Genomic DNA, 16,927 nt, shown 5'->3' with positions numbered 1-16,927 from the left:
CCTATAGCTATTTACTTTTTATAGATACAAATTGTTTATGTAAGTAAAATACTTTTCCGTTCTCTGTGAGAATTTTGTAGTTGTTTGATGGAAAACCTAAGAAAGATTCTAGCCAATGATTTGTATCATCAATAATTGCGATAGCTGTTGTTGAATTTTTGATTATTCCTTCATTCATTACAAACATCTGATATTTTGGACTCCAGTAATAATTTTCTTGTGTGACAATTTCTTCAGTAAGTTTAAAATCTCCTTTTGCAGGGAAGGTTTTTTTGATGGTTTCAAATTTTTTTTGATTAATAGAAACGGATATATTCAATTTTGGTTTTTGATTAAATGTAATATTATTGGCTTCGATAATTTTTATCCATTTCTCTGAAGATGCTTTTGGGTCGACCCATTCTGCATTATAGATTTCTTCTTTATATTTTGCTTTTTTAAAAACGCTTTTGAAATGATCATCACGATAAACAAAAATTTCTATGAACTCTTCTAAAAAAAATGCTCCCAATCGTTCATCTAATAATTGATCGGTGATTAGCATATTATATCCTAATTCAGGAACAGGTAGAAATTTAATATTTTGAACAGGTAATACATTCTCAATTTTATTTGTAAATATGTATTCGTTGTTTACATGGGAATATATAGCTATGACAGAGGAGTCCTTTGATAGATTTAGTACAACGATTAGTTCATCTTTATTGTAAGGGAGTACATTAGACTTATATAGGATTAAATCAATATAATCTGCATATTCAATCCATTGGTTGTATTTTAAATTTTTTAGTGTGGTTAGGAGAATAGCTTCAGAGGCTTTTTTATGTAGTGTTGTATTAGTACTATAATAATTTTCTAAAAGCTTATTTGATATTTTTAAGTTAGGAATTACATATGTTTTGAAAGTGGTAATGTATTGATTGTTATTAAAAAATTCATTGAATATAAAGGCTGTAGATAATAAAAGGATAATAAGCAAAATTGTAAAAAGTTTTTTTACCATTTATATCACCTCGATTAAGTATATGTCCCTTTTAAATGAAATATTTGTATTTGCTTGAGATAAAAAACAAAAAATACAACTATTAAATTTGTATCAAAACACTAATATAGACAGGCTGAATAATATGTAGTAAGAGTTATATTATTTAAGGAGTCGAAAAAATTTCATCTATTAGTAGCTATTAGGGTAAAATAGGTATATAATATTTAAATTGAAATGATTAGAGTAGTTATAAAGGAGAGACGCATATGAATTATGAAAATTTAGAAATGATCATAGAAGAAAATATTTTAAAATTTTTACTGGATGATGAATTTAGAAAGGATATTGAAGAGGCAAAAGCATATTTTGATAGGAGTATTGGCGAAGAAGGAACTAATGATAAAATGATGATAGATTTTAATTCTTGGTTAATATATGACTATATCATGAAAGATGGAAATACATTTATCGAAAAATATCATGAAAGGATGAAAGGTCAATTATCTCAAAAAGAAAGTGAATTGATTCAAAGAAAAATAAATTCTTATCTAAGCATATATGAAATAAAAGAGTTAAATGAAGATAGAGGTTTATTGAGAGATATTTTTACAAAGATAGATGTTTTTGTAAACTTAGAAAAATTTCACAAAGCACAATGTAAAGATTTGATACTTGGAAGAATGATAGAAATAAAAAATAGATCAAAATTTGTTGGCAATAGTATATACATACCAGCCATTTTTAAAAATGCGATAGAAAAACATATACTTTTAAAGTATGAAGAATACAAAGGAAAGAATCGATATGCTACATGGCAGGAATTTTTGAAGAAAAATAGTCTTTTACTTCAAAAATATGTAGATGTTATTACAGATGTAACAAAGGAAACAGATGATAAAGATGAATATAATGTTTTGCAAAGTATATACTTGATTGATGATTTAAAAACTATTAAAGAAATATTACAAAAGCATAAAGAAATTCAGCTTGATTTTGAAGACGATGGAAGTTATTATTTTAAATTTTTTGATAAAGAGGGAATATTGGCGGAAATAGTATTAGAGAAAAATAGAATAGAATTAGAGTGCAATTCTGAAAAAGATCGAATCAAAGTGAAGAAAATAATTGAATCAATTTTAGGAGATTTAGCAAAACATTATAAAGATGAAGTTGTAGGATTAGAGGATATTCTTTAAAAAGAAAAATGAAGCAATATAATAAATTAATAAAATTGACAGTAAAGCATAAAATATATACAATAGTATGTAATTAATAGTGAATAAACACTTATCTTGAAGGGGGATAAAAAACTCTTATGCAAATATCATTGTCAGATTTGGTAGATTCGTGCAATGAAGATATACCTTTATACTTGGATACTTGTGATAATTTTGTAGACAACGAATTAAAATTTCTAAAGGATTTAAAAAAGCTTTTAAAGGATTACAATAAGCCGATTCATAAAATTGACTATTTGATTAGTGAGCTAGAAAGAAATAAGGATTGTGAAAATGTAATTCGTATTTTTGATATTGATAAAAACAGTATCAAAAAAAAGATTGAAAAGCATCCTTATTTTAAAAATCCTTGTGATTATCCTATTCGTTTGGTTACGATTATGAAATATTTAAAGAAAAAGGGCGTTAACATAAAGTATAAAGATATGGATTTAATTGTGGATCAATTGATTCAAGAAATTGATGGGGTTAAAAAGGTTGGAGATGGTATGTATTTAAAAAAAACAAATTGATTTAAAAATAACGCGGTGCTTTCGCGTTATTTTTTGATTTAAATTAAAAAGCTTGTGAAGGAATCTATGAAAATGTATAGAAATAATATAAAATATTATGAAAATAGAAGGTGAGAAAATGAATTTATTTAAAAACAAACAAGTACCTTCACAAGAAAAAGCTAGAAAAAATAGCTTAGGACAGAAATTTATTATTTTGAGTATACTAATGATTTTTATTACTACATCATTTGTTTATTTAACACAACAAGACCTCATTATGAAAAATAGCATTGTAAAAAGTTTTTTTTATATAAAACAAAAAAAACAAATATTTACCTATTTAAAAAGTATACAATTCATAGAGGAACAGTTTTATACATTAGTAAATGAAACCATAGATTTAAAGAACCAAAGTATTTATCAAGATAATAAAGAGTTACTGCAAGAAAATATTGCAGCAATCGATGATATGATGATCAAATTAGCAAATGTTAAAACTAATTATTATATGATAGAAAATCATTATTTATTTTTAGAAGAAATGAAGACAATGAGAGATGTTTTGTTAGAAAAAAAATTGAGTGTAGTATATAATGATGAAAAGAGCTTAACAAGAGCCAATGAATATTTAAAAAAGTATTTTATTGTGGGTCAAATGAGAAGAAGCTCTTTAAAAAAGGTTTTTGACAAATATGATATTATATATTTAGAATTAGATAATAGGATAAAGTATATAACTGAGTAAAAAAATAAAGATTAAAGTTTTTTATTGATAATTAAAAGGTATATGTGATACCCATATGACTTTATTTAGGTGGAGATGTGATGCAGAATTTGAAGTGGAAGAAATTTTTTGATGCAATTGTAAGGAATACAGAACAAATTAATATTAAAGATTCAGATTTTATATTAGAAATTTGCAAAGTGATATTTTTAAAGAAATATGGAATGGAAGCTCTAAAAAATATAGGTGTTTTTATAAGAGAAGATATAAAAGATCAATTTGAACTAAATGAGAATCTAAATTTAGAAGATTTTGATTTTGCTGTATTTAGTCAGATATATGATAATTATTTGTCATTAAATCGTCGAGAAAAGACAGGTAGCTTTTATACACCATACTATATTATCGATTATATGGTACAAAGAGCTTTAGAAATTTATTTATCAAGAGAAACTGGATTTTCCGAAGAATATTTAAAGAAATATTTTTTTGAAAACAATTCACTAGATAAAAAGGAACTTTTAAAAATTTTGAAAGCATTTGATGAAATAAGAATGATTGATATATCCTGTGGAACAGGATTGTTTTTGATTGGTGCTTTTAGAAAAATATATGAATATAAAAAAAATATTTATAGAGTATTAGGCAGAAAAGAAGAGGATTTTTTCATAAGAAAAAATATTGTGGAGAACAATTTGTTTGGAATAGATATACAAAGGGAGCCAACAATAGTTGGGAAAATGGCTTTGTATGATCTAGTTTGTGGACAGCAGCAAAAGGGGTATCCACATATTATTAATATTACTAAGGCAGATAGTTTGATAGATGAGAATTTATTTGGAAAAGAAAAGGAATTTGATATTGTAATAGGAAATCCTCCATATTTAGGAGAAAAGGGAAATAAAGATTTATTTGATGGGATCAAAAATACTCCTTTTGGGAAAAAATATTATGAAGGTAAAATGGATTATTTTTATTTTTTTATTTATAAAGCATTAGAAATTTTAAAGGAAAAAGGAATATTAGCTTATATTACAACCAATTATTTTGTAACGGCAGATGGTGCAGTAAAACTTCGGGATTTTTTTAAAAATCATTGTTCTTTTATTGATATTATAAATTTTAATGATTATGAAATTTTCAAAGCTGCTAAGGGACAGCATAATATTATATTTTTTATAGCAAATGATAAGCATAAGCATCAATCTGTTTGTGTAAAGTATGTTAAGGAAAAAAATATTGATCCTAAAGATATGTATCAATTGCTTTGTGGGAATAAAAAAGCAGAAGAAAAAGTATATGAGTATGAAATATCCAATCAAGAAAAATTATATGATAGGAATGGACATATTTTAATTCAAGAAGACTACGAATATGATAGTATATTGAAAAAATTATATAATCGTCGACAGTGTATATTGAAAGATGTATGTAATGTAAATCAAGGGATTGTTAGTGGAGCAGATAAAGTAACAAAAGATATGGTACAGAAAAAAATCCCCTTTGAAATTACTAAAAAAAGGAATATAATAATGAATCAGGGGATATTTGTTTTATCTCATGATGAAGCAAGTGAACTGGGATTTTTAGGTTTGCATTATCTGAAGCCAATGTATAAAAATAGTGATATTCAGAGGTATTGTGTAAAGAGTTATTCATCAAAATATGTATTATATATTAATGATAAAACGAAGATAGAAAAAAAGGTATTACAGCATTTATCAAGATATAAGGAGGTTTTAGAGGGAAGAAGAGAAACGATTCGAGGTATAAGACAGTGGTATGCACTACAGTGGCCTAGAAATCAAGAAATATTTGAAAATATGAAGATTGTTGCTCCTCATAGAGCAAAAGAAAATAAATTTGCTTTGAATTGTTCTTCTTGGTATGCTAGTGCAGATGTATATTTTATTACATCGAAAGAAAAGAATATAGATTTTTATATGCTGTTAGGACTTTTGAATTCAAAGATTATGTATTTTTGGTTATATAATCGAGGAAAAAGAAAGGGAGATTATTTAGAATTGTATGCAACTCCTTTGAAGAATTTACCAATAATTTATACTTTTAATCAGTGTATTTCTGAAAAAATTAGGTCTATAGTCAAAGAAATGGTGCAGTTTGGAGAAAATCATACAGCTCAAGAAAAAATAGACAAAATATTTTATGATTTATACGAATTAACAAGTGAAGAAATAGAAGTTATAGAAAATTTATACAAAAGAAATGTAGGGAAATAACGTATATTTAATCACCAAATAAAAAGGTTAGAATATTATGTATTGAAATCAACAAGGGCTAAAGGTGTAAAACATGTGTATGATATAGTCCCTTATAGTGAAAGGAGGCTATATGCTTGGATGGAGTTAGTATTTTTTTTCCTACAGAAAAATTAAGAAATGATTATATGAAAAGAATTTTTAAAGTAGAAGAAAAAATTTATCATAAAAATATGCAGGATGCATCTATTTTTGGTGTAAAGGATATTTCTTTTCATAACAAATATAAAAAAATACCTGGATATTGGATAAGAATAGAATTAAAAGATTCACAAGAGAGTGATACAATAAAACGAAGAATTGACAAAGAAATCCCATTATTTTGGAGGGAAGAGCATTTGTTTTTTCCTCAGAAATTGATGTCGCAAAGAGCAATGGAAAAGATGTGGATACAAAAGTATAATTTGTTGAAGGAAGGATATTCTTCAGATGCTTGGAAGATTTTTTTGAAAGAAGGAAAAAGTCATTTAGAAGATGGTAGAGTAGACATTGCAAGGGCTGCTTTTATGTGTATATATAGAAATAATCCCTTCTTTCTAAAAAAATATAAAAGATATTATGTTTTTGAAGATATAGCTTATTATTATGAAACAAAAGGAGAATTGCATAAAAGCATTAAATGCCTAAAAGTGCAAGCTAGTTTACAGCCACGTTCATCAGAAGCTTATTTGAATATGAGTAATTTTTTACTGTTAAATGGATTAGAGGAGGAAGCTATAGAGGTATGTAAACGTGGTCTTATGATTGAGCCAGATGATGAATATTTGATAAATAATTTACTTATTGCATATGTAAATTGCGAGTATTTTGATAGGGCATTATCGTTTTTAGAAGACCGTATAAAAAAATATCCAGATGTCTCAAGATATTGGAAATTTATGGGGGATATTTTTTGTCAGATTGGAAAAGATACAGCGGCGATTATTTGTTATCAAAAGACACTTGATATGAATGATGAAGATGTTTTGGAAGCAAAACAAGATATTTATTATAGTCTTGGTATATGCTATCATCAAATATGTGAATATGAAAAAGCAATATATTATTATGAAAGATTTTTAAGGTATAATAAAGAGGATTCTATTGTTTTATTAAATCTATCTAAAATATATGGGGAAGATTTAAAACAATATGATCAAGCTAAATATTATGCAAAAAAGGTTGTTGCATTATATCCTCAAAATGGATATGGACACCATAATTTAGGTTTAATATATCTTTATACAGGTAATTTAGAAAAAGCTAGGTGGCATTTATATAGGGCTAGGAAGCTACTTCCTAATTATCAGCCTATTTGGGATGCTATTGTAGAGCTAAAGAAAAAATATTCTGCCCTTTAAATTAAGTCAATAGTGAATGCTGTTGACTTATTTTTTGTATAAAAAATTAACCTTATATTTCCTGTATTGAATGATTAGATCTGCAAAAAATAATGATGAAAAAATAAATGGAGATGATTTGTTTATGGATAAAATACCTATAAACCCTAAGGTAAGGGAAGCGTTTAATAAAATGAAGAATGAAATGGGAAAGGAATTGAATATTGATAAAGGGAAATTACCATCACGTTTGTTTAGTTATTATAGAAAAGATATAGACAAAATAAAAAAGTAAGAAATTATGTATAAAGAATCGGGAAAAATTCCCAACTCTTTATATTTTAGCATCCACATCCATAGAAATATGGACAGCAGAATAATACTACAAGAAGTAAGAAGAAGAATAATAAACTACTATCACAACCACCATAGCAACCCACTTATAAAACCTCCTTCTTTTTTAAATTTTTCTATGTTTTAATCTCTTGTCCTTTTTCTTACTATATAGTATGCAGTTTATAGGACTTACGTTACGAAATAATCTGTGTTTTTTAGAAAATTAGAAAAATATCAAAGCGTATCGATACAATAACTATAAAATTTGATATTTACATAGATACAATTTATTGTTATAATGAAATAGCAATGATACATATGGGTATAATTAGAAGGGGGAACGATACAATGAATAAAATGAAAGTAAGACAATTGACTATTACTGGATTAATGGCAGCTTTGGTATTGGTAGGGACAATGCTTATACAAGTACCAACTCCAACGAAGGGGTACATTCATATTGGTGATAGTATGGTGTATCTTAGCGGTATTTTATTAGGTCCAGTAGCGGGAAGTCTTGCTGCAGGAATAGGATCTCTTTTTGCAGATGTTTTCTCAGGATATTATATTTATGCTCCAGCTACTCTTGTGATAAAAGGGTTGGATGCTTTAGTTTTAGGATATATTTATAATAAAATAGTAACAAAAGATACTAGCATTTCAAAAAAAATAATTGTATTTGTTTTTTCAGTACTAGCAGGAGGAGCTGTGATGGTTGCAGGATATTTAGCTTATGAAACTGTACTTTATGGTTTTGCTACAGCGGTATTAGGTATTATTGGTAATATTACTCAAGCAATAGGTGGCGGGGTATTAGCAGCACCATTGATAATTGCTTTTGATAAAATAAAATTATTTCAAAAACTAAAAGAAAACTATAGATAAAAAACACTTCCAGTAAATGGAGGTGTTTTTTAGTAAATATTTTATTTTTTATAAAAAAGGGAAAAATATGTAATTGAAGGATAATATAGAAGCATTAAAAGAGAGGTATAGTATAAGTGAGAAGACCTATTTTGATGATTACAGCATTTTATATTTTAGGGATATTGTTGGAATATATGTTTGCTATGTCTTATGATGCGATATTGTATATTTTTTTTATAATGATTGTGGCTGGAATTTGTATACATAAGCAGAGATCTGCTATTATTTTATTTTCTATTATACTATTATTAGGGATTTTAAACTTCAAGGTAAACAATGAATATGATGGGGAATTAAAACAATTATTTGGAAAAAAAGTATATGTTATGGGAGATGTAATAGATGTTGTCTATAAAGAACGTATGTGCATGATCCTAAAGGTAGAAGAAATTGTTGTTGATGGGAAAAAGTATAGACCTTCTATCAAGCTCCTTGTAAAACTTAAAGGAGAAAATGAAGAGCTTCAAGCTGTAACAGGAAAAAGAATTGGTATGAATGGTATGCTTTTAGAACCTCAAAAAAGACGAAACCCTAAAATGTTTGATTACAATATATATTTAAAGAGCAAAAATATATATGGGATTTTATATGAAAATGCTAAAAGCGTAGAGGTTATTGGAGAAGGTGATATTTTTTTTATAATTAAAATAGCAAATTGTATAAAAGATAAAGTTGTATGTATAATAGATCATATTTTTTCTAAAAGAGAAGGAGGGGTTTTTTTAGGAATTCTTTTAGGGGATAAAGAAAAATTGGATACAAATTTATATAAAGTTTTTAAAAAAGTAGGAATTGCACATATATTAGCAGTATCAGGGTTACATGTAGGGATTATTTATATGTATATTAATAAATTATTAAAAAGGTTTCCTCTGCCTATAAAGATATTTAGCATATTGGCTATTGTTAGTTTTTATGTTATTATAACTGGATGTGCTCCTTCAGTTTTACGAGCTGCAAGCATGACTTTTATATTGATTTTAGCACCACTTTTTGATAGAAGATATGATTCCTTATGTGCTGTTGCTAGTGCAGGGTTAATATTTTTGATGATAAATCCTTTATATTTATTAGATATAGGCTTTCAACTTTCTTTTACAGCAGTTTTAGGTATTATACTTTTATATAAATCAATTTTTAAAAAACTAAGAATTTTACCTAAAGCTATTAGAACAATATTATCTGTATCTATGGCTGCACAAATAGGGGTTATTCCTATTGTTGCATATCACTTTAATTATATATCTTTAGGTGCATTTATTATAAATATACCTATTGTAATGATTGTAGGCTTTATTGTACCAGTAGGGCTTGTAAGTATTATATTTGGATTTGTAAACATCTCTATAGCGTCTGTTTTTGGATATATTGTGTCTATTTTAATAAAGATTATGATTGCTTTATCAACCTTTATAGAATCTATGCCTTTTTCTAGTATAGAAGTAATTTCGCCAAGTTGCTTTTTTATATTTTTTTATTATATTTTCTTTTTGGTGTGGATTGTAGAAGATAAAAAAATTCAGAGATATTACATAAGCAAAAAACAAGGATTGATTTTAGTGGTTGGATTATATGTTATCATAAACGTTGTTTTTTATTTAATGCCTAATAAAATGGAAATTACTTTTGTAGATGTTGGACAAGGAGATTGTATTCTTATTAGGACACCTATGAAAAAAAATATTTTAATAGATGGTGGAGGAAGTTATCAGAAAAAAATAGATGTTGGTGAAGATATTTTAGTGCCTTTTCTAAGGAAGAATCATGTAGGTAAAATTGATCTAATGATATTATCTCATATTCATAAAGATCATATAGGAGGACTTATTTGTGTATTAGATCATTTAAGGGTAAAATCTTTGATTATGGGGACAGATTATTTTCAATCAGAAGATTTAGAAAAATTAAAGGAAAAATGCAGGAAGCAAAAAACAAAAATTATTCAATGCTTAAAGAATGATAGTATAAAAATTGAAAAGGATGTCAGTATGAAAATTCTTCATCCAGATGAAGAGCATATTTTGTTTTCTGGTGATGAAATAAATAATAATTCCTTAGTTGTATTAATGGAATATAATGGAAATAATATTTTATTTACTGGTGATCTTGAAGCTCAAGGGGAAGAGGAAATTTTAAAAAGTTATCCAAATCTTTCTGTAGATCTATTAAAGGTAGCACATCATGGTAGCAATAGTTCCACTACTAATGATTTTTTATGCTTTGTAAAACCAAAATTTGCTGTGATACAGGTTGGAAAAAATCTACATGGGCATCCCCATAAGGATGTATTAGATCGATTAAAAGAAAATGATATAGTAGTATTTAGAAATGATGAAGATGGTGCTGTTATTGTTACTTTAGATGAAGAAAATATAAGAATTGAAACAATGTTGCATAAATGGAGAAAATAATTTGGAGGTATTATTATGAATTACAAAGAGGTTTTAAAGGATTTAAAAAATGATGCACTGAATAATTTGTATTTATTTTATGGACAAGAATATTATCTTATAGAAAATATTTTGAATAGTATTAAAGAAAAAATAATAAATAAAGGATTTGAAGATCTTAATTATCAGTTTATAGATGGGAAAGAAACAGATGTTAATACAATCATTAATGCTTGTGAAACTCTTCCCTTTATGGCAGAGAGAAGAATGGTTCTTGTAAAAGATCTAGAATGTTTTTTTGGAAAAAGAAAAAACATTAGCGATGGAGAGGAAGAAAGATTGACTAAATATTTTGCTAATTTACCTGCTACAACACATTTATTTTTTGTAGTAACACAAGACATTGATAAAAGAAAAAAGATTATAAAAGCAATTAGTAAGTATGGAAAAATAGTAGCTTTTGAGAAATTATCAGAGAGAGATATGCATAAATGGATTTTAAAAAGCTTTAAAAAGTATAATAAAGAAATCAATGATAGGGAAATATCTTATTTCTTAGATATTACTGGATATTTAGATAAAAATTCAAATAAAAATTTAAAAGATTTAGATAATGAAATCAATAAATTGTGTAGCTTTTTAGGGGATCGAATTGTAGTAACAAGTAGTGATATTGAATTATTAGCACCTAAATCTATAGAAAATAATATTTTTAGCCTTGTAGAGTCAATAGGAAGGAAAAATACGGATAAAGCGCTTTCTCTTTTTAGTGATATGTTAATGGAAGGGGAATCAGAAATTAAGATATTGTATATGATTACAAGACAATTCCGATATTTATTTCAAATAAAATTAATGGAAAAACAAGGGTATACACCAATGGCAATAGCTCCTAAACTAGGTCTTAGACAGTTTGTTGTAAAGAAATATTTGCAACAGGCTATGAATTTTGATGAAAAAATGCTAAAAAAAGCTCTTCAGGCTTGTTTGGATACAGATGAAAGCATTAAGAAAGGGAAGATTGACCAAAGACTAGGGATAGAATTATTAATAACTCAATTTGGATAATAAAAAGTCCAAAAAATGGCGGAAAGCGTACAAAGTACGCTTTTTATCTTAATGGGGAATAAATGACGGTTGAAAGATTCATTACATAGCTTTATTTAATTTCATAGCTAATTTAGCAACCTTTCTAGAAGCAGCATTTTTGTGGAAAGTTCCTTTTGCAGCAGCCTGCATGATTTTCTTTTCAGCAAATTGGAACTTAGCTTTTGCCTCTTCTACATTACCAGCTACTAAAGCTTCTTCGAATCTTCTGATTGCAGTTTTAACAGCAGATTTTATTCTTCTGTTTCTAGCTGTTTTTACTTCAATAACTTTAATTCTCTTTTTAGCAGATTTAATGTTTGCCAACCTGTTCACCCCCTTATAAGCAATTCAACAAAAGATATTCTATCATGATTATCATGAAAAAGCAAGGGAAAAACTACTATTTGTTTTATTTCCATAAAGGCTTTAATTTATACATATATTCGAAAATAAAGAATGCTGATATCTGATAAACTTCAAAAAAAATAAATTATCTATAAGATATACATAAAATTATAAAGATGGTCAAAACTATAAAAATAGGAGGTGGCGTAAATGTTTAAAATTCGTACAGATTTGGCTTTAGAAGTAAGAGAGCTGTATCATGAAAAGACAAAAAAAGAAATTCCAGGCGTAGAAGTGAAGAGAAGAGAAGAGGAATTTGCTACTATTACGAATGTAACAGTTTTGAATGAAGAAGGTAGCAAAATAATTGGAAAGCCAAAGGGCAGTTACATTACTATTGAGGCATCAGGAATGAAAAATCCAGATGCAGATTTAAAAGATTGTTTGAGCCAAGCTCTAGCAAAAGAATTATCAAATCTTGTTCCTAAAAAGGACAATTTTAAAACACTTATTGTTGGATTAGGAAACTGGGATATTACACCAGATGCTTTAGGACCTCAAGTTGTATCAAAGGTGTTTGTTACAAGACATTTTTTTGAAGCTTATAAAAAAAGTGATGATCCTACAATGAGACCTGTTAGTGCTATATCTCCAGGAGTAATGGGAACTACAGGGATTGAGACAGTAGAAATTATTCGAGGAGTTGTTGAAAAGACAAAGCCAGACCTTGTTATTGCTATTGATGCTTTAGCATCGAGAAAAATGCAAAGAGTACATACAACTATACAAATATCTACTACTGGAATAAATCCAGGGGCAGGGATTGGTAATAAGAGAAAAGAACTTAGCAAAAATACTTTAGGGGTACCTGTATTAGCGATTGGTGTTCCTACTGTTGTTGATGCTGCAACTTTAACAAATGACACAATAAAATTAGTAGTGGATGAATTATCTAATCAAGCATCGAAGGATTCTGAATTTTATAAAATTCTAAAAGGAATGAATGACGAAGATCAGTATGGTTTGATAAAAGAAGTGTTAGAACCTTATGGTGCAAATGTAATCGTTACAACAAAAGATATAGATATGACTATAAGAAATATATCTCAAATTATTGCTAATGCTTTAAATATTGCGTTGCATCCTGGAATTGATTTAAAAGATGTGAATAGATATTTGCAGTAAGAATAATCATATATTGATGACACCTCTCATATAATCTTATATAAGCATATTGTTCTTATTTATTAATAACAAAAGAAACTAAAGAGGGGTGCGTAGATTGGTGAAAGTTAAGGTAATTGAAATGAAAAGATATTATAGATGGATAGGTGTTTTTATAACTTGTATGATGTGTATTTTAGCATGCGGTATGTTGATTTTAGATACTAAGGAAATGATTGTTAAAGCAAATGGGGTCAGAAACGGTCAAAATTTTGTACAAGCTCATGAAAAAGAAAATATAAAGGATGATTTATTTATACAGATGTTAAATAAAACGATACCTGCTTTAGAAGTAAATTATAAAAAGGAAAATGGGTATAGCCAAGATAAAACATTTGTTAAAATGGTTTTAGGCAAATTAATGAATTTTGATTATGAAGATCCTAAAACACTATTTAAGGCACAAATATCGATGTTAAAAGAAGCAGATGATGATTTAGCAGAAATGGATGATTATATGTTGCTAAAGGATCAGGAAAATAACATAGCAAAGAATCATGATATAAATAATTCTTTAGAAGAGATAGAAAATAATGAGATAGTTAAAAAAACAAAAGAAGTTCAAGAATTAGCTGTAGCATCTAGGAAGGCGAAAGTAGAAAGTACCCCCAAAAAAAATACAAAACAAATTCCTATTGTAAGTTCTCCTGTAAATATGCCAAACAAAGTGGAGCTGAATATGAATAAGCCTGTAATATTCATATATCATACTCATGCAACAGAATCATATATGCCAGAATCTATAGGGAATTTTCATTCTCTTAAAAGAAGGTTCACAGTAAGAGCTGTAGGAGATAAATTAACATCTTATTTGGTTAGAAAAGGCTATAAAGTTATACATAACGATACTCTCCATGATTATCCATCATACCAACAATCATATGTAAGAGCTTTAGAAACATTAAAATCAAATATGGATAAAAACCCTTCATTGAAAATAATATTTGATATTCATAGAGATGCAGCACCTAATAATAATACTGCTAGAGAAAACAGCTATGTGGTGATTAATGGTCAAAAAGTTGCAAGATACAGTATTGTTGTAGGTACAAAAAATAAAAATACAGAAAAATTATTAACATTTGCTAAATATATAAAAGCAAAAAGTGATGAACTTTATCCGGGATTAGCAAAAAAAACTATCACCAAGCCTTATCGATTTAATCAGTTTAATTCTGATTATTATGCACTTATAGAAATTGGAAATACAGCTAATAATATAGATGAAGCTATTAGAACAACAAAATATTTAGCTGAAATACTAGATAGGGTCATTAATGATATAAAAAAATAATATGGTGATAAAAATGAGTAGAGTAGAAAGAAAAAAAACGGAAAGAATAAAAAAAAAAATAAGTGGCAAAAAGTTTATTTGTGTGTTATTTGTTTTTTTTATATTAATGAATGGTATTTTAATGGTAGATGATTCTTTTCGCATGATGATGATGATTGAGGAACCAAAGGTTTTTGGATATAAAAAGCTTAATAATCAAGTACATGAAATATGTTTTTGTGGAGAAAAATTTTATGTAGATGAACAAAAAATTATTCATGTATATCAATCGATAAAAAGTGAAGTAGAAATTTTTATAGAAATATTAAAGGAAAAGAAAAATGTGATTTGTAAGTATTGGTAAGGATCAGCCGAGTGATTAGCTCGGCTGTTATTATGAATCTTTATAAAACAGAACTCTATACGAGCAAAATGAATTATGATATAATGTTAAAGATTACCGTAGTGTATAGAGGAGGAGTAGGAATGAGCAGTAATCGTCAACAAAAGATACGTAATTTTAGTATTATTGCCCATATTGATCATGGTAAATCTACCCTTGCCGATAGATTGATAGAAAAAACAGGCTTACTTACACAAAGAGAAATGAAAGCTCAAATACTGGATAGTATGGATTTAGAAAGAGAAAGAGGAATAACCATAAAGCTTCAAACAACACGTTTAATATACAAAACTAAAGATGGTGAAGAATATATACTTAATTTAATTGATACACCTGGACATGTGGATTTCACCTATGAGGTATCAAGAAGTCTAGCTGCTTGTGAAGGTGCTATTTTAGTAGTAGATGCAGCTCAAGGTGTAGAGGCTCAAACTTTAGCAAATGTATATTTAGCACTTGAACAGAATCTAGAAATTATCCCTATTATTAATAAAATCGATTTGCCTAGTGCTAGACCAGAGGAAGTAAAACAAGAAATAGAAGATATTATTGGTATTGATGCAAGTGATGCACCATTAGTTTCAGCAAAAGCTGGATTAAATATTGAGCAAGTTTTAGAAGCAATCGTAAAAAAGGTTCCGTCTCCTGTTGGAGATGAGAAGGGTCCTTTAAAGGCGTTAATATTTGATTCTTATTATGATAGTTATAAGGGTGTTATCGTTTATGTAAGAATCAAGGAAGGAACGGTAAAACCGGGAGATAAGATTCTTATGATGGCTACTGGTAAAAAATTTGAGGTAAATGAAGTAGGTGTATTTATTCCTGGTCCTATGAGTGTGAATGAGTTAAAAGCTGGAGATGTTGGTTATATAACAGCAAGCATAAAAAATGTAGCGGACACAAGAGTGGGTGATACTGTTACCAGTGCGCAAAACCCTACTGATGAACCACTACCCGGTTATAAAAAAGTAGTGCCAATGGTATATTGTGGTGTGTATCCAGCAGAAGGAGAAAAATATGAAAATGTGAGAGATGCATTGGAAAAATTAAAAGTAAATGATGCTGCGTTAGAATTTGAACCTGAAACTTCTAATGCATTAGGATTTGGTTTTAGATGTGGATTTTTAGGACTGCTTCATATGGAGATTATTCAAGAGCGACTAGAAAGAGAATTTGATTTGAATCTAATTACTACATCTCCAAGTGTTATATATAGAATCACGAAAACAGATGGGGAAGTTTTGATGATTCAAAATCCAACAAATTTACCTCCAACTCAGGAAATAGCTTTCATGGAAGAGCCTATTGTAGATGCAAATATTATGGTTCCTAATGAATATGTTGGAAATATTATGGAGTTATGTCAAGATCGAAGAGGAACTATGAAGCATATGGAATATATAGATGACAAAAGAGTGTCACTACATTATGAACTTCCATTAAATGAGGTAATATATGATTTCTTTGATGCTTTAAAATCTAAAACAAGAGGGTACGGGTCCTTAGACTATGAATTCAAAGGTTATCAAAGATCAAAACTTGTAAAATTGGATATATTATTAAATAAAGAGGTTGTAGATGCATTTTCAATGATAGTACATGAGAGTAAAGCCCAATCTAGAGGTAGAGTTGTTTGCGAAAAATTAAAAGAAGTAATTCCACGCCATATGTTTGCTATTCCAATACAAGCAGCTGTTGGTACAAAGGTTATTGCGAGAGAAACCATTAGTGCTATGAGAAAAGATGTATTAGCGAAATGCTATGGGGGAGATATATCTAGAAAGAAAAAGCTTTTAGAAAAACAAAAAGAGGGTAAAAAACGTATGAGACAATTAGGGTCAGTAGAAGTACCACAAGAAGCTTTCATGGCTGTATTAAAATATGATGATAAAAGATAGTCA

General features: G+C 27.9%; 15 protein-coding genes. 13 read left to right on the top strand and 2 right to left on the bottom strand.

What is annotated here, in order from left to right; genetic code table 11:
• Window positions 1–7 precede the first annotated feature (7 nt).
• On the bottom strand, window positions 8–1,003 hold the full coding sequence (locus tag KVH43_RS12885) for a hypothetical protein (protein ID WP_218282918.1): 996 nt from the start codon (window positions 1,001–1,003) through the stop codon (window positions 8–10).
• 248 nt (window positions 1,004–1,251) lie between these two features.
• Here KVH43_RS12885 and KVH43_RS12880 point away from each other — a divergent pair, with 248 nt between their 5' ends.
• The 9 genes from KVH43_RS12880 (at window position 1,252) to holA (ending at window position 11,760) form a co-directional block, all read left to right on the top strand.
• Window positions 1,252–2,181, top strand: a complete 930-nt coding sequence (locus KVH43_RS12880; protein ID WP_218282917.1) for a hypothetical protein — start codon at window positions 1,252–1,254, stop codon at window positions 2,179–2,181.
• A gap of 119 nt (window positions 2,182–2,300) precedes the next feature.
• Window positions 2,301–2,735 carry a hypothetical protein gene (locus tag KVH43_RS12875; RefSeq protein ID WP_218282916.1) on the top strand — a complete coding sequence of 145 codons (435 nt, stop codon included), beginning with the start codon at window positions 2,301–2,303 and terminating at the stop codon, window positions 2,733–2,735.
• Window positions 2,736–2,853: 118 nt separating this feature from the next.
• Window positions 2,854–3,462 (top strand): hypothetical protein, encoded by a 609-nt coding sequence (locus tag KVH43_RS12870; protein WP_218282915.1) that lies wholly within the window; start codon window positions 2,854–2,856, stop codon window positions 3,460–3,462.
• Between the two features lie 80 nt (window positions 3,463–3,542).
• A complete protein-coding gene (locus tag KVH43_RS12865; RefSeq protein WP_218282914.1) occupies window positions 3,543–5,681 on the top strand; it encodes an Eco57I restriction-modification methylase domain-containing protein in 2,139 nt (712 codons plus the stop codon).
• Between the two features lie 116 nt (window positions 5,682–5,797).
• The gene (locus KVH43_RS12860) at window positions 5,798–7,060 is read left to right on the top strand and encodes a tetratricopeptide repeat protein (protein WP_218282913.1); all 1,263 of its coding nucleotides are present in this window, start codon (window positions 5,798–5,800) and stop codon (window positions 7,058–7,060) included.
• A 124-nt stretch (window positions 7,061–7,184) separates the two neighbouring features.
• Entirely contained in the window at window positions 7,185–7,334 is a 150-nt protein-coding gene (locus KVH43_RS12855; RefSeq protein ID WP_218282912.1) for a hypothetical protein, read from the top strand.
• A 389-nt stretch (window positions 7,335–7,723) separates the two neighbouring features.
• A complete protein-coding gene (locus KVH43_RS12850) occupies window positions 7,724–8,260 on the top strand; it encodes an ECF transporter S component (protein WP_218282911.1) in 537 nt (178 codons plus the stop codon).
• Between the two features lie 116 nt (window positions 8,261–8,376).
• Window positions 8,377–10,713 carry a DNA internalization-related competence protein ComEC/Rec2 gene (locus KVH43_RS12845; protein WP_218282910.1) on the top strand — a complete coding sequence of 779 codons (2,337 nt, stop codon included), beginning with the start codon at window positions 8,377–8,379 and terminating at the stop codon, window positions 10,711–10,713.
• Window positions 10,714–10,728: 15 nt separating this feature from the next.
• A complete protein-coding gene (gene holA, locus KVH43_RS12840) occupies window positions 10,729–11,760 on the top strand; it encodes a DNA polymerase III subunit delta (protein ID WP_218282909.1) in 1,032 nt (343 codons plus the stop codon).
• Between the two features lie 81 nt (window positions 11,761–11,841).
• On the opposite strand, the gene rpsT is transcribed toward holA, so the two are convergent.
• A complete protein-coding gene (rpsT, locus tag KVH43_RS12835; protein WP_218282908.1) occupies window positions 11,842–12,105 on the bottom strand; it encodes a 30S ribosomal protein S20 in 264 nt (87 codons plus the stop codon).
• 231 nt (window positions 12,106–12,336) lie between these two features.
• Here rpsT and gpr point away from each other — a divergent pair, with 231 nt between their 5' ends.
• From gpr to lepA, 4 genes are all read left to right on the top strand, one after another.
• A complete protein-coding gene (gpr, locus tag KVH43_RS12830; protein ID WP_218282907.1) occupies window positions 12,337–13,311 on the top strand; it encodes a GPR endopeptidase in 975 nt (324 codons plus the stop codon).
• A 100-nt stretch (window positions 13,312–13,411) separates the two neighbouring features.
• Entirely contained in the window at window positions 13,412–14,644 is a 1,233-nt protein-coding gene (gene spoIIP / locus KVH43_RS12825) for a stage II sporulation protein P (protein ID WP_255547859.1), read from the top strand.
• Between the two features lie 13 nt (window positions 14,645–14,657).
• Entirely contained in the window at window positions 14,658–14,987 is a 330-nt protein-coding gene (locus tag KVH43_RS12820; RefSeq protein ID WP_218282905.1) for a hypothetical protein, read from the top strand.
• 122 nt (window positions 14,988–15,109) lie between these two features.
• A complete protein-coding gene (gene lepA, locus KVH43_RS12815) occupies window positions 15,110–16,924 on the top strand; it encodes a translation elongation factor 4 (protein ID WP_218282904.1) in 1,815 nt (604 codons plus the stop codon).
• Window positions 16,925–16,927: the final 3 nt, after the last annotated feature.

The organism is Crassaminicella indica (assembly GCF_019203185.1).
Lineage (GTDB): Bacteria > Bacillota > Clostridia > Peptostreptococcales > Thermotaleaceae > Crassaminicella > Crassaminicella indica.
The sequence above is the reverse complement of the archived record's forward strand: the minus strand, read 5'-3'. Positions and strand labels throughout refer to the sequence as shown.

Coding starts and splice junctions, on each gene's coding strand:
- KVH43_RS12880 (WP_218282917.1), top strand. CDS start 1,252: ATGAATTATGAAAATTTAGAAATGATCATAGAAGAAAATATTTTAAAA.
- KVH43_RS12855 (WP_218282912.1), top strand. CDS start 7,185: ATGGATAAAATACCTATAAACCCTAAGGTAAGGGAAGCGTTTAATAAA.
- holA (WP_218282909.1), top strand. CDS start 10,729: ATGAATTACAAAGAGGTTTTAAAGGATTTAAAAAATGATGCACTGAAT.
- gpr (WP_218282907.1), top strand. CDS start 12,337: ATGTTTAAAATTCGTACAGATTTGGCTTTAGAAGTAAGAGAGCTGTAT.
- KVH43_RS12850 (WP_218282911.1), top strand. CDS start 7,724: ATGAATAAAATGAAAGTAAGACAATTGACTATTACTGGATTAATGGCA.
- KVH43_RS12865 (WP_218282914.1), top strand. CDS start 3,543: ATGCAGAATTTGAAGTGGAAGAAATTTTTTGATGCAATTGTAAGGAAT.
- KVH43_RS12885 (WP_218282918.1), bottom strand. CDS start 1,003: ATGGTAAAAAAACTTTTTACAATTTTGCTTATTATCCTTTTATTATCT.
- KVH43_RS12875 (WP_218282916.1), top strand. CDS start 2,301: ATGCAAATATCATTGTCAGATTTGGTAGATTCGTGCAATGAAGATATA.
- KVH43_RS12870 (WP_218282915.1), top strand. CDS start 2,854: ATGAATTTATTTAAAAACAAACAAGTACCTTCACAAGAAAAAGCTAGA.
- KVH43_RS12820 (WP_218282905.1), top strand. CDS start 14,658: ATGAGTAGAGTAGAAAGAAAAAAAACGGAAAGAATAAAAAAAAAAATA.
- lepA (WP_218282904.1), top strand. CDS start 15,110: ATGAGCAGTAATCGTCAACAAAAGATACGTAATTTTAGTATTATTGCC.